Genomic DNA, 22,545 nt, shown 5'->3' on the forward strand with positions numbered 1-22,545 from the left:
TCAATGTTTTATGATGAATGTGGGAGAAAATACATATAAAAGGGGAATTTAATATGGGGCCTACGCAAGAAACATATACAATTGTACGCTATCAATCTGGTACATTTTCAAAACAAATTGATGAGATTGTTACGGAATCTCCTATTACTATTAAATTAAATGGTGAAGAATACGTAACAGTTGTATGTACACCAAATTACATTGAAGACATGGTTATTGGTTTTTTAATTTCTGAAGGAATTATTTCTTCCTATAAAGATGTTGAAGAACTGTGGGTTCAAAAAGAAAACGGAATCGTTCATGTAACATCATCAAAAGTGAATCCGCTCTATCAAACTTTATATAATAAACGATACATTACTTCTTGCTGCGGAAAAGGTAGACAAGGTTTTATTTTCGTAAACGATGCAGCAAAAGCAAAAGACTTACATGATATACATGTGAAAATTACTCCTGAAGAATGCTTTTACTTAATGAATACTTTACAACAATCTTCCACTACCTTTCGCCAAACCGGCGGTGTTCACAATACCGCGCTATGTGATCGAAACAATATCCTCCTATCAAGAATGGATATCGGAAGACATAATGCATTAGATAAAATATATGGCCATTGTTTACGCAACGATATATCTGTTAAAGGAAAAATCATTGCATTTAGTGGGCGCATTTCATCCGAAATTTTACTCAAAGTTTCAAAAATAGGATGTGAAATTGTTCTATCTAAATCGGCTCCCACAAAACTAGCATTGCAACTCGCTCACGATTTAGGCATTACAGTCGTAGGATTTATTAGAAATGAATCTTGTAATATTTACACGCATCCACATCGAATTGATGGTTATCAATCGAATAACTAAAATAACTCCTCAACCGAGGAGTTATTTTAGTTATAAAAATGTAATATATTAAACGCTTGAATAGTTAATTAAGTTAATATATAATTTCATTACATAATTAAAAACAAAACATTGTAGCATATATCTTTTTATTCTTTTACAAATTAAAAGAGACTGCTAACAAAACGCATACACATTCTTATAAAAGTAATGGAGTTATTTTATTTAAAATCGACCAAGGAGGTTACAACTATGGAAATTCGCTTATTAACGACAGAGGACGCAGAAATATATTTAAAAGTTTGTATGGAAGGTTTAACGAAGAACCCAGAAGCTTTTAGCTCTTCTTATGAAGATGTTCTTAAACATGAGGATCCTGTAGCTGCTATGGCAAAACGATTAAGCAATCCGGATAAGTATACTCTAGGTGTCTTCAAAGATAATGATTTAATCGGCATTGCTACTTTAGAAACAAAGCCATTTATTAAACAAGAACATAAAGCAAAAATCGGCTCTGTTTTTGTTTCCCCAAAAGCACGTGGCCTTGGAGCAGGACGAGCGCTCATTAAAGCAATTATTGAAAATGCCGATAAATTGCATGTAGAACAGCTCATGCTCGATGTTGTAGTTGGTAACGACGCTGCAAAAAAATTGTATGAGTCATTAGGTTTCCAAACTTACGGCGTGCAAGAACGTTCATTAAAACACAACGGTCAATATTGGGACGAGGAGCATATGGTTTTATTCTTAAATGATTAATATCTCACTATAAATTTTTCAAAAGCATCTTTTTATTAAGAAAGATGCTTTTTTCATTACAACAATGTAATCTTCATGTCACCTTTATCGATCGTACCACCCCTTTCCATTCATTATACTAAAAATATAAAGTGAAACTTTACTCAGTGGGGAACCACATCCCACGCTAATCGCATGTACTTGATATGTAGAGGAGAATGTGACATGAAACAAAACAAACGAGCTATGCTTTTAATATTTACTACAGCGCTTGTAACTTCTGGTTTAGCAATTTTACCTTGGTTTATTATATAAAATTATTCCCCTAATAAAGTGAAGGCTTTTACTGGCAGCCCAATCCCTACCTAACTTCTTTGCTTTCGCTAAATTTTAAGGTAGGGGTCTCACTCCCCAAAAATAGCGGGATAAATAAAAAAAGCTGATTGCTTATTAATAAGCAATCAGCTTTTATATATTATAAAATCCCCAAAATTTTATTTACGCAACTTATAATAATAATCATAGATACGGCAATGCACATAACAACCGTATTACGATCTTGCTTTTCTTTTTTTGAAATTTCTTCTTTTGGATTCATGTGTATGATCTCCTTTTAAAAAAAGTGTGAGATAGGAAATTTTTCTTATCCGATGCGAGGTGAATACGAAAACCCTCTCTATCTCACATACACAATAGAATGGAATTGTCATTTTATAAATAAAATGACATGACGTTATGTCGCAACATAGGGTATTTTGTGTCGCTACGTTTTCTATTATAAAAAATAGTTGTGCAAAACTAGTGCATTTTTTATGTCAATTGCTTTGAGTGAAAAAATCACTCTTCCGCTCAATCACATAAAAAGAGTTTTTTATTATTTTCATGTAAACTATACAAGTAGAATGAATAGTTTGGGGTGCACAAGATTATGATGAAAATTTTATTAGTAGACGATGAAGAACGTATGTTACGATTATTAGATCTGTTCCTAAGCCCTCGCGGCTATTTTTGTATGAAAGCTACCTCTGGCCTTGAAGCGCTAAAGTTAATAGAACAAAAAGACTTCGATATTATTTTATTGGATGTTATGATGCCAAATATGGATGGATGGGATACTTGCTATCAAATTCGTCAAATTTCCAACGTTCCAATCATTATGCTAACAGCTCGTAACCAAAACTACGATATGGTGAAAGGCCTGACTATGGGCGCAGATGACTATATTACAAAACCATTTGATGAGCATGTGTTAGTCGCAAGAATCGAGGCTATATTACGTCGTACAAAGAAAGATGGATTTGTTAGCTTCAATGGTATTGAGTGGGATAAAACGAAACATACAGTCACAGTTTATGACGAAAAAATCTCGCTAACTCCTATCGAATTTTCATTACTTGGACTATTTTTACAAAATACAAACCGTGCTTACAGCCGTGATGATTTAATCGAGAAAATTTGGGGCTATGAAACAGACATCGAATATAGAACAATCGATTCACATATTCGCAATATCCGTGATAAATTACGTAAAAAAGGATTTCCAGTTGAAAATTACTTAGAAACTGTCTATAAAGTCGGATATAAATGGAAAAGTGAATAATTACTTCGGTCAGTGGAAATATCATACCACTGACCCTTTATTATGAATAAGGCATGGTGAGAAAATGAGTAAACTTTCACTTAAAATTGGGACATACTTTTTAATATTAGCTTTATGTATTGAAACAATTGCTTTCGTTTCTTTTTACAAAAGCATTTCAACAATGCGGATTGAGGAAGAAACACTTGCTCTTTTAGAAAAAGGTAATCGCTATAGTAAAAAAATTAAAAATCGCGAGAGACGGGATGAATATTATAAAGAAACGAAACACCCTGAACACAATAAAAATCCTAAACGCCCCGTGTACCCCGAGTTCGATATTGCGAATGCGGCTGCACACTTAGTTGAATCGGAATCAATTTCTAACTCCGATATAGCTATCATTATTACTGACCTTAACGGCAAAATTATTTCCACCTCAGAACCCGTAACAAAAGAAATGCAAAAACAACTTACTTGTAAAACAGAACCTGTCCCAGAAAGCGGATTGATCGTTGAAAGAAACTGGAAAAAATCAAAATTCATCACAACAGTAAGCCCACTTAACACAACAAAGTTTCAAGGAAAGTTATATATGTTATTAAAAACATCTTTCTTAGAAAATATGTTATTTAAACTCATGAAGCAATTTCTTATCATTAGTATTTTGACAATTATTTTAACAACTATTTCTGTCTTTGTTTTTTCTCGTGTTATTACAGAACCGCTTATAAAAATGAAGAGGGCAACAGAAAAAATGTCAAAATTAAACAAGCCAATTCAATTAGGTATTAAACGGAATGATGAACTTGGAAGCTTAGCAAAAACGATTGAAGATTTATCCAGTGAGCTGACTTATATGAAAAAAGAACGTAATGAATTTCTCGCTAGTGTTGCCCATGAACTATTAACTCCATTAACCTATATGAAAGGTTATGCGAAGGTTGCAAAGAGAGACTCTTTAACGAAAGAAGAGCGTGAAGAATACTTACAAATCATTGAGGATGAAACAGATAGTGTAACCGATCTCGTTCAAGATTTATTTATGCTTGTACAATTGGAACAACACCAGTTTGTTATAAAAAAACAAAAAGTGATTCTTAGGCTATTTTTAGAGCGAATGGTTGAAAAAACAAAAACAACATTAACGAATAAACAAATGCAACTTCATGTATATTGCAAAGATGATTTAGAAGTTTGCATAGACGAAAGACGTATGGAACAAGTTATGTTAAATTTATTACACAATGCTTATCAGCATTCTCCAGAAAACACAACTATTACGATACGCGTACTCACAGAAGCAGACTCTTTCACAATAAGTGTAGAAGATGAAGGAGAAGGTATTCCTAAAGAAGATATCCTGCATATTTTTGATCGTTTTTATCGTGTTGATAAATCCAGAACGAGAGCTACTGGAGGAAAAGGTATCGGACTAGCTGTTGCAAAAGAAATTGTAGAATTGCATAACGGTTCTATTCTAGTAACAAGCCAATTAGGAGTAGGAACAAACTTTATAATCGAGCTACCTTTTGAATAATATGCGTGTGAAAACACCAGTAGTAGTAAACACTACTGGTGTTATTTTGTTCATAAAATCAGCTCATATAAGCTAAGCTTTTGAAATTATTCTTATTTCAATATAAAATAAAGGTACATTTGTCAAAGATTTGGAGGGTGATATAATTGGATATCCATGTATTAACAAAAGACGAAGCGGAAATTTACTTAGAACTTCGTGTAGAAGGATTAAAGCAAAACCCTGAAGCTTTCAGCTCTTCTTATGAAGATATTATTAATAAAGAGTGTGCGATTGAATATAAAGCACAAAAATTAGCACAAGATGAAAACTATACGTTAGGTGCATTTAAAGATGGAAAATTAATCGGGGTTGCAACACTGGAAACGAAACCATATGTAAAACAAGAACATAAAGCTAAAATTGGTTCTGTATATGTGTCTCCAAAAGCACGCGGGCTTGGAGCAGGAAAAGCACTTATTAAAGAATGTCTTGAACTTGCTAAATCTTTAGAAGTAGAACAAGTTATGCTTGATGTTGTTGTTGGCAACGATGGAGCAAAAAAACTTTATGAATCATTAGGGTTTAAAACATTCGGTGTGCAAGAACGTTCATTAAAATATAACGGACAATATTGGGACGAAGAGCATATGGTCTTATTCTTAGATGAAAATAAATAAATAATAAAAAACATCCTCTCGTATATGAGGATGTTTTTTACTTTTTTCTAAACCACGCTGTATTTAATAGTTGAATCGCTTTCACAATTTCTTCTTCTGATAAAATCGCAAACCCCAGTAAAACTACATTTTCAGGTGCAGTACCATCTTTATAGTACGTAGAAACAGGATATATTTTAATACTATATTTCGCAGCTTCTTTAATGAGTTCTTCTTCCCTCATTCCATTATGCACTTTTAATAAAATGTGTAATCCCGAATCCTCTCCTATCACTTCAACACGGTGAGAGAAATACTTTTCTATTTCAAAAACAAGTCGATCCCTCTTTTTCCGGTAGACAACACGCATTTTATGAATATGTTTTTCCCAATAGCCTTCATTTAAAAACCTTCTTATCACTTCTTGATCCATTCTTGAAACACTTTGTGTATAAAACAAATATTCCTTTTGATACTTTTTAATTAAATTTTTCGGTAATACTATATAGCTCATCCGTAATGAGGGCAACAAAGCTTTTGATAGCGTCCCCATATAAATAACTTTCCCATCTGTATCTAACCCTTGTAGTGCCGGAATTGGCTTTCCTGAATAGCGAAATTCACTATCGTAATCATCTTCAATAATATACCTCTCTTCTTCTTTCTTCGCCCATTGTAAAAGCTGTGTCCTTCTCGTAATAGGCATAATCATTCCATATGGGAATTGATGAGAGGGGGTTACAAATACAACATTCGCATCGCTATTTTCTAAATCTTCCATACAAATTCCATCCCTATCTAAAGACAATATTTGAACCTTTTTTTCTCCCTGTTCAAAAACGACCATTTTCCTATGATAACCTGGGTTTTCAACAGCATAATTGCTTCCCTTCAACAATTGAAAAAGTAACTTTATTAATATTTGTGTTCCCGCTCCTAATACAATTTGACTAGCTGAACAACGCACACCTCTAGATTCATACAAATAGTTCGCAATTTCCTCTCTTAAGCTCAATTCCCCTTGAGGGTGTCCAAGAAAAAGCAACTCATTATTATGTGGCTGCCATACATCATTTATGAGCTTGCGGTACATAGTGAACGGAAAAGTATTCGTATCAACCCCTGTTTGGGTGAAATCAAATTTATAGTTCTCCTTCCGAAATGGTACTTCTTCTACTTCCGCTTCGCTTCCTTCTACATAAATCATTTGTTCAATTTTACATACAAAATAACCTTTTCTCGATGCCGACTCAATGTAACCTTCTGCAAGTAATTGCTCGTAAGCCGCTTCTACTGTATTCTTACTCACTTGTAAATAGATCGCCAGCTTTCTTTTTGCAGGTAATTTTGTAAAAGCCGGAATCGTTCCATCTTTAATCTCTTTTTTTATATACTCATATAATTGCACATACAACGCTATTTTACTTTTCGTATTTAAATTAGGCGTTAATTCTAACATAACATCTGACCCCTTAATAAAACTGTAATCTGATACTTTTTACAGTACCAGAAGTTATATATAATTCCTTTTATCATGTCACACATAAAAAATCAAATACTCGAGAGGAGATGCATGATCATGAACAACAGTAGACGTATTGGACTCATTATGATTATTACGGGAGCTACCTTATGGGGATTATCTGGCCCGATGATTCAGTGGCTATTTCAACATACTAACGTATCATCAATTGACTTTTTAACAATTCGCTTGTTGCTTGCGGGAATATTTATTTTATCTTTCTTACTTATAAAGAAACAAAACATATTTCAAATTTGGAAACATCCTAGATATTCTATACAACTTATTATTTTCTCTATTCTCGGCATGCTCGGTGCGCAATACGCCTTTATCGAAACGGTCCATATTAGTAACGCAGTCACAGCGACATTATTTCAATTTCTAGGTCCTGTTCTTATTACCATTTATGTTGCATTTGAACAACGAAAATCCCCTGCTTCTCTGCAATTACTCGCAATTATTACTGCACTAACAGGGACCTACTTTATTATTACAAACGGTTCAATTGAAAATATTGTTTTATCGAAAGAAGCCATTATTTTTGGCCTATTAACAGCAATTGGATTTGCATTTTACACTCTTCATCCAGCTTCTCTTATTAAAGAATGCGGAACAACTGTAGTAATTGGCTGGGGGATGTTAATCGGCGGCATTGCCCTGCTTATTTGTAATCGCTCGTTTGGATGGAATCAGCTTTCACAAACTTTTACACCAAAAACTTTTTCTATGCTTATTCTTATCATCATAAGTGGCACTCTTTCTTTCCTCCTTTATATCGGTAGTCTGAAATATTTAGCAGCAACAGAAACAAGCATTTTATCTAGCATTGAACCGCTTGTAGCTGCCATTGTTTCAATCGTTTGGCTGAATGAATCCTTTGGAGCCTATCAATTATTAGGCGGCGTATGTATCGTTCTTTCTGTTATTTTCTTAACAATGCCTCAAAAAGAGAGAAAACCAACCTTTTCAACTGAACAAATATAAAAAATGTCAAAAGAGGTCGTACAAAACTTACGACCTCTTTTGACGTTTTAAAGGAATTGTCCCGCTTTCTAGCAAATACAATTACACTAACAATAAAAATTAGGAGTGTGGCACCATGAAAAAAATCGGAACTATGCTACTTTTCTCCTTTCTCATCACTGGATGCTCGCAATTGCAACCTGATTCCGAAGTACCTAAAAAAGAAGCCATCTCAACGTCATCCACTCAAGTTAACGTACCTTCCTTCTTTCATCTTAGCGTTTTAAAAGATGTAAATTGGGAAGAAACACCCTCCTTCATACAAGGAAAAATACCTTTAAAAGGAATCGAAGAAAAAATCGCAATGGCTGATAGCCCTATTATCGCAAATGAAAAAAATGAAATAATGTGGTACTTTCTAGATCCTGAAATGCCAACTGGAAAATTGTCTATTATTGCGCTAAAGCAAGGATCTGTAACTCCAACACCAGTACTCTTTCAACAAGAAACTTCCAAACAAACTTGGACCACTTCAAATACAATTGATTCTACTACAAACGAACTTCCACTCCCTATGTCGCTACCTTCCTCTGGATTATGGGTATTAAATATATATGTGAATGAAAAATATTATGATCAGTTTGTAATTACCGCTGAGTAAAGTGAGAAAACGAAAACATTTTCTTACAACAATGTAATTTCTACGTCATGCACTTCGATAGTTGAAGTATCTCTCTTCTCTTATACTTAAAGTAAGAAATGACACGAGGAGAGATGAAAAAGATGATAGAAGTGATCGTAGCAGTAACTGAGGTTTTAGTAAATGGTAAACAGGTTGCAATAGAATTAAATAAATAATGAAGAAACATAAATAATTCTACATTTCTTCATTTTTTTGATTTCTTATCTCAAAAAAGCAGTGCCTTTTAGGCACTGCTTTTAGCTATTAATAAATTGGTATTTTCTTAATTTGCGCCACGCCTGAATCAATAGCTGCCTTCGCTACTGCTTCTGCAACACTTGGAACAACTCTTTTATCTAATGGATTCGGGATTACATAATTCGCATTACGTTCTTCATCCGTAATGATGTTAGCGATTCCATATGCTGCCGCTAATTTCATCTCTTCTGTAATATCAGTCGCACGCACATCTAACGCACCGCGGAATATTCCTGGGAACGCCAATACATTATTTACTTGATTCGCATAATCCGAGCGCCCAGTTCCTACTACAGCTGCCCCAGCCTCTAATGCATCCTCAGGAAAGATTTCTGGAATTGGATTCGCCATTGCAAACACAATTGCTTTCTCATTCATCGTTTGTACAAGTTCTTTCGTTAATACGTTAGGAGCAGATACACCGATAAAGATATCAGCTTGATGAATCGCTTCTTTTAACTTTCCACGCACATGTTCTCGATTTGTCTTTTTTGAAACTTCAATTTGCGCTTCGTTCATCCATGCTTCACCTTCACAAACAATACCTTCTAAGCTAACTAACGTAATATGCTTTGCACCAGCCTTTAATAATAATTTTCCAATTGCAATTCCTGCCGAACCCGCACCGTTAATAACAATTTTCACATTATCCATTTGTTTGCTAACAACTTTTAATGCATTAATAACAGCTGCTAAAACGACAATAGCTGTTCCATGTTGATCATCATGGAATACAGGAATATTCGTTTCTTCTTTTAATCGTTTTTCAATTTCAAAACAACGCGGTGCTGCAATATCTTCTAAATTGATCCCTGCAAATGTAGGCTCTAAATTTTTCACAAGGGTAACGATTTCATCTACATCCGTTGTCCCTAAACATAATGGGAAAGCATCTACATTCGCAAATTTCTTAAATAAAATACTTTTCCCTTCCATAACAGGCATAGCTGCTTTCGGCCCAATGTTTCCTAAACCAAGTACCGCTGTTCCATCTGAGACAACTGCCACCATATTCCCACGTGCTGTATAGTCATACACCGTTTCTTCATCTGCTGCAATTGCTTTGCAAGACTCCGCTACACCTGGTGTATATGTCAGGCTTAAATCATCCGCTGAATTTACTTCTACTTTACTTGTAATTTCAATTTTCCCTACTAATTCTTTATGCAATAACAATGATCTTTCATTAATTTGATTTTCTAACATACTTATAATCTCCCCTTAATTTGACAAGCTAGCTATATTCATATAGCTAGCTTGTTTGATCACGAAAACATTTTTAATAAGATTGTCGCTGTTACAACCATTGCTGCCCCGCCTAAACGAGTCGAAATTTGCGCGAATGGCATTAATTCCATTCGATTTGAAGCTGATAAAATAGCAACATCTCCAGTTCCACCTAAACCGCTATGACATCCAGTTACAATCGCTGATTCAACTGGATACATTTTCATCACTTTCCCTACAATAAAACCTGATGCTACCATTGTAAGAACAACCGATGCGCACACAACAACATATCCTACTGAAAGAACTGCTGCTACGTCTTTTAACGGAATATATAGCAATCCTAGTCCAACCATTAACGGCCAAGTTAAATTCTTCGAAATAAATTTATATAAATGGAATGCTCCTTGCTCCATTTTTGCTGGCATTAATTTAAAGTATTTCACAAGTGCTGCTGAGAAAATCATAATGATTGCCCCAGGAATACCGATGAACTTAGAAGCAAATCCTCCGAAGATGAAGAATGTACACGCAATTAATAAACCTGCTCCCATTAATGAGAAGTCAATTGGCTTCTCTGTATTTTGTTCTTTTAATAATTCTGCTTGATTGTCTGTTTTCACTAATACACCGTTACCACTAAGCTCCGGTTTCTTCTCACCTAAACGCTTCATATACCCTGCACTCACGATTGCGAACATATTTCCAATAATAGCTGCTGGAATAAGCTGTGATACAAACGTTGCTGATGATTCATTTAAAATATCACTATAAGCTAGCGACAATGGTAAAATTCCTTCCCCGATACCACCACTCACAATTGGTACGATGATAAAGAAGAATGTCTGCTTCATTTCAAATCCAAATAGTGAACCGACCAATAATCCTACTGCTACAGAAGCTAACGTCCCTACTACTAAAGGAATAAACATGCGAACGAAACCTTGTACTAACACTTTACGGTTCATTCCTAAAATACTTCCGACTACTAAACAAGAAATATATAGATATAAAAAGTTCGATTTTTTCATTAACATAGTCGCAGCTTCCATTGAAGCTGGATTCATCCAGTTAAAAAATACAAGTAATGATGGAATAAATAACGAAAGTATTGCTGGACCGCCGATATTTTTTAAAATTGGAATTCTCATCCCAATATCGCCTAAGAAAATCCCCATGATCATAATAACTGCAAATCCACCAATCATATCTGCTGGCAATTTATTATATACAGATGCCCCATAAATAATAGCAGCCAATACTACATATAACGGTAAAGGTATAACACCGATTTTTACATTCATAATTTTAGAAGCGAAAGATTCTCTTTGTACTTCATTTCCTTCAGAAAATGATACCGCTTCCACATTCTTTTGAATTCCCATATGGCACCCCCTCGTTTTCTTAATAACAATATTAAAACGCTTTCAATAGTAAAAATAGTTTTTGTAAGTTTTGTAATTGATTTTGTAATTAAAAAAAGTATAAGCGACTTATACTAAGTCGCTTATACGTAAAACTCTATTTTCTTTTGATCAACACATCTTAATTTACTTACAGGTCTTCCCACATGTTGGTACATCATTTCGTTTTCTAACACCCCAATGTCTGTCAAAAACATTACATATTTCCGAATAGAAACTCTTGAAATTCCAACTAATTGTGCCATTTCATCTGTTGTAAACACTCTTCCATTCAGCGACTCGATCTTCTGCCAAATTAATTGCAACGTTTGCTTCGTTAACCCTTTCGGAAGCTCTTTAGTGACAATAGGCTCTCTTTTTTCTTTTTGTAAAATTAACGAATCTAATTCCGATTGACTAATTTTTTGTTGTTCTTTCATGAAAGTAAGTTTTTCTTGATATATAGTTAATGCCTCTTTAAATCGTTCAAATGTAAATGGTTTAATTAAATAATCTACTACGCCATATTGTAATGCTTTTTTAATACTTCCCATATCATGTACAGCTGAAATCATCATAATATCGATTTCTTTTTCTTGGTTCCGAATATACATTAAAAGCTCAAACCCAGTCTCTTCAGGCATAAAAATATCAAGTAATACTAAATCTACTCGTGATTTCTCTAATACTTCTATCGCCGACTTTACTGAGTTAACTGCTTGAACAAGTTCAAACCCTCCTACTTGCTCTAAATAATGCGTATTTAACATTGCTACCATCGGGTCATCTTCTACAATTAAAACTTTAATCATATTTGCCTCTCATCCCTACCTTTAGGTATTTCAATTGTTATCGTTGTTCCTTTCCCTACTAATGAATGCATATGAATTTCCCCATTTATTCGCTGTATACTTTCTTTTACAAGATACAAACCATAACCGCGGTTATCTCCCTTTGTAGAATAACCTTTCGTAAATAATTCCTCTATTTCTTTTTCTTGTATACCTTTTCCCGTATCTTGTACTGTAATAGTTAATATATCCCCATGTTGTATCTTAACTTCAACTTGCTTCTTTTCACAATTCGTAACTGCCTCTAATGCATTATCAATTAAATTTCCAACAATCGTAATCAGTTCATGAGTAATACTTTCATTATCTATTTCCGGCATATAAGAATCTTCACTTATAATTAATTTTATATTTTTCTCTCTAGCATAGCTGAGCTTACCTAGTAAAAAACCAGCAAATACTGGACTTTTTATTCTTTTCATAACTCCACCAATTTCATATTGATGCTCTGATACCATGCCGCTTATATACTTCTTCAATTCTTCATACTGTTCCATATGTGTAAGCCCTAATATGACATGCATTTTATTCATAAATTCATGAGATTGTGCCCGTAATGCTTCTGCATATAGTCTAATACCAGTTAGTTCCTCTGCTAGTTTTCTAATCTCTGTTTTATCACGAAATGTTGCAATCACGCCAACTATTTCTCCTTTTACATATAAAGGAACTCGATTCGTCACAATCGTAATTCCGTAAATATTTTGTTCTTCGTTTAATTGTACTTCTCCCGTTTGCAATACTTCTTTTATACGTGAATTCGGCATATACAACTCAACATCTTTACCGATAAAATCTTCTTCAAGTCCACTTTTCTTAAACAATCGTTTTGCCTCATTATTTATTAAAGTTACATTGGCCTCTTTATCTACAGCAATAATACCTTCCTTTACAGATTGTAGCATCGTATTTCTTTCTTCAAGAATTTTCGCTATCCTGTGAGGTTCAAGACCGAATAAACTTTTCTTTATATGTCTAGCTAGCAATATTGCTCCTATAATTCCAACTAGCACTCCAACTCCTACACCAATATAAATAATATATCTACTTTCCTTAACTCTCTCTTTTACATTATCTGCTGAAATCCCAACGGCCACTGCTCCAAGTTGTTCACCTGTTTCAGAAAATATTGGTACAAACACTCGCATGGAAATACCTAAAGTTCCTTCTGCTAACGATACATGTTCTTTTCCTTTCAATGCAGGCCCTTCATCCCCACCAATGAAATGATGACCTATTTTTTGAGGATCTGGATGAGATTTTCTTATTCCATCCATGTCCATAACTACAATAAATTGAACACCTGTGTTTTTTAATATTCTATTTGTATACGTTTGGATTGCAGAGGTATCTGCTTTCCCAACCAAACCATCGATTACAATTGAATCGTTCGCCACAATGTGTGCAATTGTTTTTGCTTTCTCGGCTTGGCTATCCTCCGTCGTCCGTTCTACATTATGACTAATTAATATGTCTGTCACAAGTAAAGAAAAAATTACAACTGTACAAACTAACAATGTAATCGTTTTCCATAAATTCCATAGTCTTTTTCTTTTTTTCATCCCGTTAATGACTCCCCTAATTGCTGAATAGAAAAATAAGTAAGGTGATATTATTTTCACCTTACTTATCTGCTGTTATTATACTTTAAATTTACTAGTCATCGCTTGTAGTTCTTCGGCCATCTCAGCTAAGTTTTGCGAAGCTGAACTAATTTCTTCCATTGAATTCACTTGTTCTTCTGTTGAAGCAGCAACACTTTGCATACTAGCTGTATTTTCTTCTGCAGCCGCTGCAATTTCATCAATAGCATTTGTCACTTCATTTGCATCTCCAGCAATTCTCTTTGTTGTTTCTACCATTTGATTAACTTGAGAAACAATATGTGTAGTAGAACTTAAAATTTCTGTAAAACTTACTTTCGTTTTTGTTACAACATCAAGGCCTTGTTGAACTTCCCCATTCACATTATCCATCGCCTTAACAGTATGTTCAATATCAGCCTTAATTTCTGCAATTAAATTTGCAATCTCTCCAGAGGATTCTCCTGATTGCTCCGCTAATTTTCTAACCTCATCTGCTACAATAGCAAACCCTCGGCCCTGTTCACCTGCTCTTGCTGCCTCAATAGCCGCATTTAAAGCTAATAAGTTCGTTTGAGTAGCGATGTTTTGAATTGCTTCAGAAATAGCTCCTACCTGCTTTGATTTCTCATCAAGAAGTTTAATAATAGCATCTGACTCGGATACCGATTTAGAAATAGACTGCATTTGTTTTGCTGTTTGCTCAACCAATTCTTCTCCCTCTTCAGCTCTTTCTCTCGCATGTAATGAGGAGATAGAAATTGCCTCCGCACTTCCAGTTACATCTTGAATTGCTGTATTTACTTGTTGTAATGTAGCTGCACCTTCTTCAACACCTTGACTTTGTGATTCAGCCCCACCTGATACTTGTTCCATTGCAATTGTAATTTGATCTGTCGCATCATTTGCTTGTTGTACGCTTGCTGTTAACTCTTCAGCCGATGCAGCGACATGTTCTGCTGAAAAACTAATTTGAGTAATCACATCTTGTAAAGAAGCAGACATTTCATTAAAGGAATTCCCTAATTTCCCTATGTCATCCTTGGAATGGATTGTAATTTTCTCTGTCAAATCTCCCTTACTAATTTTATCTGCTGATTCAGCTATTTTTCGTAATGGCCTTGTAATAGAATTTGTAATGAAATAAATTAATACACTACCAAATACAATAGCGATAGCTATGACAATAAAAGTCTTATAAAAAACTGGATTCACAGCTTGGATAATTTCTTCATCAAACATAACTCCAACTACTTTCCAGCCCGTTTTTTCATTTGTTGCAAAGATTAAATTCTTTTTATCATCTTGTTCTGTATAAGACACATTTCCTTGTTTATCTTCATAAATTGGTTTAATCCAAGGATCAGTAACTTTTGCACCTGGTTTTCTAGATGGATGACTAACAATTTGCTTATTTTGATCTAAAATAACGGCATAACCTTTTTCCCCAATGTTAATCATTTTGGAAATTTTTAAGATGTTATCTAAATTTAAGTTAATTCCTATAACACCTTTACCATCTTTTACTTCTTTAGCAATTGTCACTACCATATTTTTTGTAGATGCTGATTGATATGGTGCAGTAACAATTACTTTCCCTTTACTTTCATGTGCTTCTTTATACCAAGATCTCTCTGTTGGATTATACCCATCAGACATTTGGATAAATGGTTCTCTTATAAACTTTCCCGTCTGCGTTCCAATATAAATACCTTCTACTTCTGGATGAAGTTTGATATATTGCGCTAACTTCGTTCTTACTATTTCTTCTTGTCCGTTTGGATATGTATCCTCTGTTAAGATGTCTGCAAAGTATGCTGCATCAACAAATTTCTCTTCTATATTTTGAGAAATAACAGTATTTAAAATCGAAATATTTTCCTTTGCTTTACCTGTAATTTGTTGTTCAAAATTTGTTTTGGCAGTTTGATATGAAACACCACCGATAATAAGTCCTGGTATAGTTAAAATAAGAAAAAATGAAATGATTAATTTTTTCTTGATGCCCATACATTTAACCCAATTAAATATTTTTTGCATAATAAGCCTCCTTTATGTAATGTGGATACTTGTGTAATTTTATACAAGTAACATATATAAAACAATATATAATGATAACATGTATTTTTTTTGTCAATTATACATTTTTACAATATTCACTACTTCTAACTATTTAATCATAAAAAATAAGAGAACTTTAGCTTATTATATAAGCTAAAGTTCTCTTATTTCTTAACAAAAAACACTCACAAAAAATCCTCTTACAATTCCTTATTTGGAGCTTTTCACATAACTAATCGCCTGACTCCCCATTTGCAGCCATGCTTTTTCAAAACTTTCTCTCGGTACTTTTACCTCTAAACTATCATTGAGAGGATCTCGAATATATACAAATTCCTTATCATATCCAACAAGTACTACACAATGTTCATTATACGTAATAGAAATATCTCCACTATTTGTCTCCCATATAGTAAATTCATCCTCATCTAATGGCGCAAATGTTGCATTTGTAATCATGACTACCGGCTGTCCTGATTTTACACTCTTATAAAGTTCTTCCGTACTCTTCCCTGTTAAGTCCACAGCTTTATTAGGTAAATACTTTTTCGCTAATTGAAAAAGTGGTCCATGATATACACCATATCCCGATTCAGAAAACGTATAAATGTTCCCAACAAATCCTTCATTTGGATTCCCTCTTACACCATCTTCTAAAAAATTCACCTTTTTGATTTCACTTGCTAATTGCATCTTATCTACTGAAACACCTGCATATTGTAACAGCATCGCTAAGCTCGTCACTTCACAGCCTCTATCTAATTCTGGTAATTGCTGAATTAATGGTACATTTGATAAAATGACCTTTTCATCATTATTACTAAATTCCGTTTCTTTTCCGCTTTGTATATTGAAGAATGTCAACTTCTCCACATACTTTATAATTCCATTTGTATATACACTCCATACCGCTATAGCTAGTAATATTATGCATATATACCACTTAAACCTTCGTATCACTCTCACGCCCTTTTTAGTTCGTTAAATAAGAATAAAATGCGTCAGCATCCGTTCGAATTACCGGTACAAAATTTAGTTCTTTTCCTTTCTCAGGTTGATCTTTTTTTATTTTTTCGGTTAGTTCTTGAATATTCATGTTCGTTTTGTCCATATTAAGCTCATCTGCCAATTGTAGCACTTTTTGTTCATTAATTTCGCTTAATACTTGATATATATCTTTACCATACAAATCAATATGATATTTTTTTGCTTCGTCCTGCACTTTTTGTTCGTACACTTCTTGTGCTAACTCTTCTATCTCTTTTCCTTTTTGTGAAATACCTAATTTCCCTACTTCTTCTCTTACTTTCGTTCCATAGATTTCTTCCGCAATATCCTCTATTTCTTTTCCATTTGTCGAAATACCTAATTTATCCGCTTCATCGCTAATTTTAATCGTATTAATTTGAGTAATCAAATTTACAATTGATGTATTTTCTATAGATATGCCTAACTTTAACGCTTCTTGCTTCACTTTTGTTTCATAGATTTCTTCTGAAAGAGTTCCAACATCTTTTCCTTCAATCGAAATGCCTAATTGTTCAGCTTCTCTTCCTACTTCCGTCTCATGAATTTCTTTTTCTAACGTAATTTGTTCTTTCCCTTCCGTTTCAATACCTAGATTCTCCGCCTTTTCTTCTGTATGCACTGCATGTATCTTTCCATTGTTTAATTGTTCTTTACTGCGCTGCGTGTAATCTGTCTTTCCTTTTGATGTTTCAGAAGGAGAGGCACCCCCTAATATACTTAAGCTCATTACTCCAATAGTGAATACCGTCATCATTTTTTTTTTCAAAATTAATTCCTCCTTCTTACAACTTCTTTTCCATCATGCCCATAAATTTTTTAATACTATACATAATCGAAATAACATTCTGATCAATATATTCTGCTCAAATACATTTTTATAATCGCTTCTTTATAGGGCGAACGTTCTGTATATAATACATGTTATAAATAGTTTCTTAACTTTCCCTTAAAAAAAGACGACCTTGTAAAAACAAGATCGTCTTCTCACCTATATTCTTTGGTTTTTAGGAAGAATCACTTCAAAGCAAGTACCCTCGCCCCATTTGCTCTCTACTAATATTTTCCCATAATGCTTTTCTACAATCCACTTTGCGATTGAAAGGCCTAATCCCGCTCCTTCTGACACACTTCTCGCTTTATCTCCTTGATAAAAACGATCAAATAATTTTGGGATGTCCTCATCTTTCACTCCTATACCGTCATCTTTCACTCGTATACGAATCGAACTGTTCGTTTGCGTACAATCGATTTGAATATGACCACCTTCATTCGTATACTTCATCGCATTATCTAACAATATGACCATCATTTGATGGATTCTCTCTCTATCACCCATAAATGATATGTCATGCTCTACTTTCAATAGCATCTCTTTTTCTTTATAGGAAGCAATTTCCTTATATGGATCTACTATTTCTTCTAACAACTTATCCATTTCAAACGTTTTCTTATCCATCTCAATTTGATTAGAATCCGAACGTGCTAATAATAATAAATTAGCAACAAGCTTAGATAACCTTCTACACTCCTTTGAAATCGTAGAAATATCCATCGCTTTTTCTTCTATTGTCGCAGATGGTGAGTGAAATAATATATCCGTTTTGGATTGAATAACCGCAAGTGGTGTCCTTAATTCATGTGATGCATCTGACACGAATTGCTGCTGCTTTTCCCATGAATTTTGAATGGGTATGAGTGCCCTGCCAGCTAAGAAAAAGCCGATTCCTATTGCACATAAACTTCCTATGCTACAGCCTATAACGATAATTAAAAATAAAGTATTTAACATGCCTTCTTCCGCTGTTATATCTCGTACGATTTGAACTATTTCTCCATCTTTTTGAAGCGAGAATGTTCTAAAATATCGTCCTTGTACTTCAATATCTTGCAAATCCTCTAACTTTTTTGGCGAAAACTTTTCTAAATTCTCTTCAAAAACAGCACGGAATTTACGGTTATCACCCTCTATTTCCACTATTTCTCCCTTCCAGGTTATTCTAGTTACCCGGGGATCTCCAATTTGAATATTCTCCATACGTTTTCTTGGTGGTACTTTAACATCTAATTTTTCTCTATACTGAGCTATCATTTTTATAGATTGATCTACTTCACTATAAATACGCTTATATGTGTACGAATAAATAATACTACCTAATACCCCTATCAAAATGATAAATACTAATGAATTCAATATAGTCAATCGAATGCGCGTCTTCTGAAACATACTTCCTTTTTTCATTTCTCTTTTAATATATATCCAATACCACGAACGGTTTGAATATCTTTCTGATAACCAAATGGCTCTAATTTTTTACGTAAATGATGTACATATACTTCTACAATTGCTACTGTCGTATCTGAATCAAATCCCCAAACACGATCAAAAATTTGTTCACGCATTAAAATCTTTCCGCTATTTTGAACAAGGTACTCTAAAAGCTCATATTGTTTTAACGTTAACTTAATACCTTGTCCATCTACTTGAACATCTTTATCTTTTCCGAACAGTTCAATCCCTTTATAGCGAATGGTTTGATGTGTCGTTAAACCACCACTTCTCCGTAGTAAAGCGCGAATTCTCGCTTTTAATTCAGGGGCCTGAAACGGCTTAACGATATAGTCATCTCCACCAAAATCCAATCCTTTCACTCGATCTTCTAAAGAATCTCTCGCTGTCAAAAACAGGACTGGTGTTTCAATCTTTTCATCACGTATTTTTTGAATTACTTCAAAACCGTCCATCTCTGGCATCATCACATCAAGCAAAATAGCATCATATATATTTTGTAATGCTAGAAATAATCCATCTTCTCCATTCAATGCTGTATCTATTTCAAATTCATCACGCAAAATTTGTACGATAGACTCTAATAACAAAGCATTATCTTCTACTACGAGTAAGCGCATATTCTCACCTTCCACCATATAGTTCGATTCTATTTATGATCACATTCCTGCTTTTCCTAACGAAAGAATATAATCATATTTTGTAATTTCATTTTTAATTCGTTCTTTCTACACTTTTTCTTGATACAGAGTTTTAAAGATTAATTATAAAGACTCTTTCTTAAATTTAGCTTAATAAAAAATTGAAAGAAATAAGATTTCCCTTATCTCTTTCAATTTTTTACTACATATACCTTTTTACTTGGCAATTCCAAACAATTTAGCTGACCACCATAAACAGCCCCGCCATCAATTCCAATAATATGATTACTACCAAAATACACGCCGCAATCCTTACTACCATGAAGCGTTTTTGTTTCTGTATGACCAAATACAACAACCTTTTCGCCGCTATATCCATTATGAAACTCATTACGGATCCACATTAACGTATATGGTTCACATTCCGAAACTCGCTTCGATGGCTCAACACCGGCATGAACAAATATATACTCTTCTGTTTCAACGTAATGATCTAATTCTTGAATGAACTTTACATGTTCCTCTAAAACATGAGATTGTAAATTCGGTTTTTGGAAGGCTTCCTCATTAACCACAATATCTTTTTCTACAAATCCATAGCTGTATAAAGTCTTATCTCCGCCATTCCTTTTTGCCCAATGGTTCCATGCACGTTCCTCATCCGTTGTTAACGCTTTAATCATCATATCTTCATGATTGCCCTTTAGAACGAGGGCCCCATCTTCTTTTAACTCTTTTACCTTTTCAATTACCGCACGCGCATTTGGACCCCGATCTACATAATCCCCTAATAAAATCAATTGATCCTGTCTTGCATCGTATTGAGCTTCTTCTAATAATTGTTCGAACTTTTCTATTTCTCCATGAATATCACTAATAACAAGAATTCTTTTCATATTATCCCCTTCTTTCTAAACCACTCTCTTTCTAATTATAGTTCAAAACAACAGAAATTTCTGAACTCATATTCGAAATCACATTTATTACAAATAAAACAATTATATCCTTACAACAATGTAAGTCTCTTGTCATCCAATTCGATAGTTGCAATTGCTATATTTCCTTATACTAAAAGTAAGAAATGAAACAAAAAACAAGGAGAGATGAGAGATGAAAAAAGTAATGGAAGTTGTAGTAGCGGTGGCAGAGGTTTTCGTAAATGGCAAACAAGTTGCAATGGAGTTAAACAAATAATGAAAAAGACAACATTCATTCTAGACCCTTTACTCATATAAAAGAGATAAGACTTCATCATTTCTTTGATCCCTTATCTCCCTATAAAGAAAGCCGTATCCCTTTTAAGGATACGGCTTTCTCTTATTTTTGACTCGTACGAGCTGAAATACTAATTGCTCTATCTGTTGCTTTTGCAGCTTCATCTAACGCTTCTTTACTATTCTTTCCGTCATACATTGCTTCTAATGCTTTTACAACCGCATCTCGTGATTCTGGGAATACACTAATTAATGCTCCTTGAGTTGCTGGAGATTGCTTCGTCGCTTGCAGCTGATCTACTGTTACTTTCAACTGTGGATATTTTTCATATTGCTCTTTTACTAATGGCTCATTATATGCATCTGGATTAATTGAGAAATAACCTGTTGCAGTATGCCATTTTGCTTGTACGTCTGGCTTCGTTAAATATTTCATAAAGTCCCAAGCACCTTGTTGCGTTTCTTCTGAAACCATATTCGTCATCCATAATGATGCTCCACCAATCACAACACCATTTTGTTTCGAATCCTCTGGATACGGAATATATGAAACACCTACATTAAACTTAGATGCATCAATTAAATCACGAACACCTGCTGAAGAATCTAAATACATAGCAACTTGTCCAGACTGGAACGCGGCACGAATATCATCCCAACTTGCTCCATACTTTCCAAGTGCGCCAGCTTTATTTAAATCATCTAACATTCCAAATACTTTCTGTCCTTCTTTATCGTTAAATACCGCCTTCTTTGCAGCATCTTTACGACCATTTTCGTTATCTACATATAAAGCACCTTGTGTCGCTAACAATTCTTCAAAGAACCAACCATAGTTAAGCATGGAGAATCCATATTGTTTTACATTTCCGCCTTCTTTAATCGTTAACTTTTTCGCTGCTTCTTGTAATTCCGCATACGTTTTTGGAGCTTTCTCTGGATCTAAGCCTGCCTTTGCGAAAGCATCTTTATTATAAATTAATACTGGTGTAGATGAATTAAACGGCATAGAATACATTTTTCCATCAACTGAATAATAATTTGTAATTGCTTTTTCCAACTTTGAAGTATCGTACTTATCTTTTTTTATCCAACTATCAATTGGCGTAATCTTTTTGCTATCAATCATATATTTTGTTGTAATTTCACTTGACTGAACAAGAGCTGGCGCTTCTTTCGTAGCAGACATCGTTCTAAATTTCGTTAAAGACTCTTCATATGTCCCTTGGAACTCTGCCTTTATCTCATATTTATTCTGTGACTTATTATAATCTGCAACAAGCCCATCTAGTACGCCTTGTGTTTTTCCACCCATTGCATGCCAAAAACGAATTACAGTTTTATCACCATTTTTTTCAACTGGTGCTACTTTTGCCTGCGCTTCAGGTTTCCCCTCCGTTTTACTATTTGAACAAGCGGCACTAGATAATGCCATTGTTGCTGCCATTAATAGAGCAGCACCTTTTTTAACTAGACTCATTTTAATCTCA

20 protein-coding genes and 1 pseudogene are annotated in these 22,545 nt (G+C 34.2%); 7 read left to right on the top strand and 14 right to left on the bottom strand.

From position 1 onward, the window contains the following. Positions 1-53: 53 nt before the first annotated feature. On the top strand, positions 54-860 hold the full coding sequence (fdhD, locus tag CO726_RS20785; protein WP_099685557.1) for a formate dehydrogenase accessory sulfurtransferase FdhD: 807 nt from the start codon (positions 54-56) through the stop codon (positions 858-860). A 231-nt stretch (positions 861-1,091) separates the two neighbouring features. Continuing rightward, on the top strand, positions 1,092-1,598 hold the full coding sequence (locus tag CO726_RS20790; RefSeq protein ID WP_000405875.1) for a GNAT family N-acetyltransferase: 507 nt from the start codon (positions 1,092-1,094) through the stop codon (positions 1,596-1,598). 454 nt (positions 1,599-2,052) lie between these two features. Here the strand turns inward: CO726_RS20790 and CO726_RS32850 are convergent, their stop codons facing one another. Then, entirely contained in the window at positions 2,053-2,175 is a 123-nt protein-coding gene (locus tag CO726_RS32850; RefSeq protein WP_098760244.1) for a hypothetical protein, read from the bottom strand. Positions 2,176-2,505: 330 nt separating this feature from the next. On the opposite strand from CO726_RS32850, the gene CO726_RS20800 reads away from it, so the two are divergent. The 3 genes from CO726_RS20800 to CO726_RS20810 all read left to right on the top strand — a co-directional run bounded on the left by CO726_RS20800 (position 2,506) and on the right by CO726_RS20810 (position 5,355). Beyond that, the gene (locus CO726_RS20800) at positions 2,506-3,177 is read left to right on the top strand and encodes a response regulator transcription factor (RefSeq protein ID WP_098760245.1); all 672 of its coding nucleotides are present in this window, start codon (positions 2,506-2,508) and stop codon (positions 3,175-3,177) included. A 64-nt stretch (positions 3,178-3,241) separates the two neighbouring features. Next, the gene (locus CO726_RS20805) at positions 3,242-4,696 is read left to right on the top strand and encodes a HAMP domain-containing sensor histidine kinase (RefSeq protein WP_099685558.1); all 1,455 of its coding nucleotides are present in this window, start codon (positions 3,242-3,244) and stop codon (positions 4,694-4,696) included. Between the two features lie 146 nt (positions 4,697-4,842). Further along, positions 4,843-5,355, top strand: a complete 513-nt coding sequence (locus CO726_RS20810; RefSeq protein WP_000351212.1) for a GNAT family N-acetyltransferase — start codon at positions 4,843-4,845, stop codon at positions 5,353-5,355. Positions 5,356-5,392: 37 nt separating this feature from the next. On the opposite strand, the gene pdxR is transcribed toward CO726_RS20810, so the two are convergent. Then, on the bottom strand, positions 5,393-6,793 hold the full coding sequence (pdxR, locus tag CO726_RS20815) for a MocR-like pyridoxine biosynthesis transcription factor PdxR (RefSeq protein ID WP_099685559.1): 1,401 nt from the start codon (positions 6,791-6,793) through the stop codon (positions 5,393-5,395). 120 nt (positions 6,794-6,913) lie between these two features. On the opposite strand from pdxR, the gene CO726_RS20820 reads away from it, so the two are divergent. Both CO726_RS20820 and CO726_RS20825 read left to right on the top strand, forming a co-directional pair. After that, the gene (locus CO726_RS20820; protein WP_099685560.1) at positions 6,914-7,840 is read left to right on the top strand and encodes a DMT family transporter; all 927 of its coding nucleotides are present in this window, start codon (positions 6,914-6,916) and stop codon (positions 7,838-7,840) included. A 115-nt stretch (positions 7,841-7,955) separates the two neighbouring features. Then, positions 7,956-8,480, top strand: a complete 525-nt coding sequence (locus tag CO726_RS20825; protein ID WP_099685561.1) for a DUF4871 domain-containing protein — start codon at positions 7,956-7,958, stop codon at positions 8,478-8,480. Between the two features lie 285 nt (positions 8,481-8,765). Here the strand turns inward: CO726_RS20825 and CO726_RS20830 are convergent, their stop codons facing one another. The 12 genes and pseudogenes from CO726_RS20830 to CO726_RS20880 form a co-directional block, all read right to left on the bottom strand. Next, entirely contained in the window at positions 8,766-9,965 is a 1,200-nt protein-coding gene (locus CO726_RS20830; protein WP_099685562.1) for an NAD(P)-dependent malic enzyme, read from the bottom strand. A gap of 59 nt (positions 9,966-10,024) precedes the next feature. Then, positions 10,025-11,371, bottom strand: coding sequence for a 2-hydroxycarboxylate transporter family protein (locus tag CO726_RS20835; RefSeq protein ID WP_099685563.1), 1,347 nt, complete (start codon positions 11,369-11,371; stop codon positions 10,025-10,027). A 122-nt stretch (positions 11,372-11,493) separates the two neighbouring features. Continuing rightward, entirely contained in the window at positions 11,494-12,201 is a 708-nt protein-coding gene (locus CO726_RS20840) for a response regulator (RefSeq protein ID WP_099685564.1), read from the bottom strand. Beyond that, on the bottom strand, positions 12,198-13,802 hold the full coding sequence (locus CO726_RS20845; RefSeq protein WP_099685565.1) for a sensor histidine kinase: 1,605 nt from the start codon (positions 13,800-13,802) through the stop codon (positions 12,198-12,200). The genes CO726_RS20840 and CO726_RS20845 overlap by 4 nt, the downstream gene beginning before the upstream one ends. Before the next feature lie 78 nt (positions 13,803-13,880). Further along, positions 13,881-14,828 (bottom strand): methyl-accepting chemotaxis protein, encoded by a 948-nt coding sequence (locus CO726_RS33325; RefSeq protein WP_483860599.1) that lies wholly within the window; start codon positions 14,826-14,828, stop codon positions 13,881-13,883. Continuing rightward, positions 14,820-15,863: pseudogene (locus CO726_RS33330) on the bottom strand (HAMP domain-containing protein); the annotation flags it as partial. The gene CO726_RS33325 and the pseudogene CO726_RS33330, both read right to left, overlap by 9 nt. A 231-nt stretch (positions 15,864-16,094) precedes the next feature. After that, positions 16,095-16,844, bottom strand: a complete 750-nt coding sequence (locus tag CO726_RS20855) for a C39 family peptidase (protein WP_136699794.1) — start codon at positions 16,842-16,844, stop codon at positions 16,095-16,097. Between the two features lie 13 nt (positions 16,845-16,857). Further along, positions 16,858-17,679, bottom strand: a complete 822-nt coding sequence (locus tag CO726_RS20860; protein ID WP_099685568.1) for a transporter — start codon at positions 17,677-17,679, stop codon at positions 16,858-16,860. Positions 17,680-17,901: 222 nt separating this feature from the next. Further along, positions 17,902-19,152 (bottom strand): sensor histidine kinase, encoded by a 1,251-nt coding sequence (locus tag CO726_RS20865; RefSeq protein WP_099685569.1) that lies wholly within the window; start codon positions 19,150-19,152, stop codon positions 17,902-17,904. After that, positions 19,149-19,820, bottom strand: a complete 672-nt coding sequence (locus CO726_RS20870; protein ID WP_099685591.1) for a response regulator transcription factor — start codon at positions 19,818-19,820, stop codon at positions 19,149-19,151. Before CO726_RS20870 ends, CO726_RS20865 begins: the two co-directional genes overlap by 4 nt. A 212-nt stretch (positions 19,821-20,032) precedes the next feature. Next, positions 20,033-20,737, bottom strand: coding sequence for a metallophosphoesterase family protein (locus CO726_RS20875; protein WP_098761607.1), 705 nt, complete (start codon positions 20,735-20,737; stop codon positions 20,033-20,035). A 421-nt stretch (positions 20,738-21,158) separates the two neighbouring features. Beyond that, positions 21,159-22,535: an ABC transporter substrate-binding protein gene (locus tag CO726_RS20880; RefSeq protein ID WP_099685570.1), complete on the bottom strand. Its 1,377-nt coding sequence runs from the start codon at positions 22,533-22,535 to the stop codon at positions 21,159-21,161. Positions 22,536-22,545: the final 10 nt, after the last annotated feature.

Origin of the sequence: Bacillus fungorum, assembly GCF_002746455.1 — a bacterium.
In the GTDB taxonomy this organism is placed as follows: domain Bacteria; phylum Bacillota; class Bacilli; order Bacillales; family Bacillaceae_G; genus Bacillus_A; species Bacillus_A fungorum.

Coding starts and splice junctions, on each gene's coding strand:
- fdhD (WP_099685557.1), top strand. CDS start 54: ATGGGGCCTACGCAAGAAACATATACAATTGTACGCTATCAATCTGGT.
- CO726_RS20790 (WP_000405875.1), top strand. CDS start 1,092: ATGGAAATTCGCTTATTAACGACAGAGGACGCAGAAATATATTTAAAA.
- CO726_RS32850 (WP_098760244.1), bottom strand. CDS start 2,175: ATGAATCCAAAAGAAGAAATTTCAAAAAAAGAAAAGCAAGATCGTAAT.
- CO726_RS20800 (WP_098760245.1), top strand. CDS start 2,506: ATGATGAAAATTTTATTAGTAGACGATGAAGAACGTATGTTACGATTA.
- CO726_RS20805 (WP_099685558.1), top strand. CDS start 3,242: ATGAGTAAACTTTCACTTAAAATTGGGACATACTTTTTAATATTAGCT.
- pdxR (WP_099685559.1), bottom strand. CDS start 6,793: ATGTTAGAATTAACGCCTAATTTAAATACGAAAAGTAAAATAGCGTTG.
- CO726_RS20820 (WP_099685560.1), top strand. CDS start 6,914: ATGAACAACAGTAGACGTATTGGACTCATTATGATTATTACGGGAGCT.
- CO726_RS20825 (WP_099685561.1), top strand. CDS start 7,956: ATGAAAAAAATCGGAACTATGCTACTTTTCTCCTTTCTCATCACTGGA.
- CO726_RS20830 (WP_099685562.1), bottom strand. CDS start 9,965: ATGTTAGAAAATCAAATTAATGAAAGATCATTGTTATTGCATAAAGAA.
- CO726_RS20835 (WP_099685563.1), bottom strand. CDS start 11,371: ATGGGAATTCAAAAGAATGTGGAAGCGGTATCATTTTCTGAAGGAAAT.
- CO726_RS20840 (WP_099685564.1), bottom strand. CDS start 12,201: ATGATTAAAGTTTTAATTGTAGAAGATGACCCGATGGTAGCAATGTTA.
- CO726_RS20845 (WP_099685565.1), bottom strand. CDS start 13,802: ATGAAAAAAAGAAAAAGACTATGGAATTTATGGAAAACGATTACATTG.
- CO726_RS33325 (WP_483860599.1), bottom strand. CDS start 14,828: ATGTCTGCTTCTTTACAAGATGTGATTACTCAAATTAGTTTTTCAGCA.
- CO726_RS20865 (WP_099685569.1), bottom strand. CDS start 19,152: ATGAAAAAAGGAAGTATGTTTCAGAAGACGCGCATTCGATTGACTATA.
- CO726_RS20870 (WP_099685591.1), bottom strand. CDS start 19,820: ATGCGCTTACTCGTAGTAGAAGATAATGCTTTGTTATTAGAGTCTATC.
- CO726_RS20875 (WP_098761607.1), bottom strand. CDS start 20,737: ATGAAAAGAATTCTTGTTATTAGTGATATTCATGGAGAAATAGAAAAG.
- CO726_RS20880 (WP_099685570.1), bottom strand. CDS start 22,535: ATGAGTCTAGTTAAAAAAGGTGCTGCTCTATTAATGGCAGCAACAATG.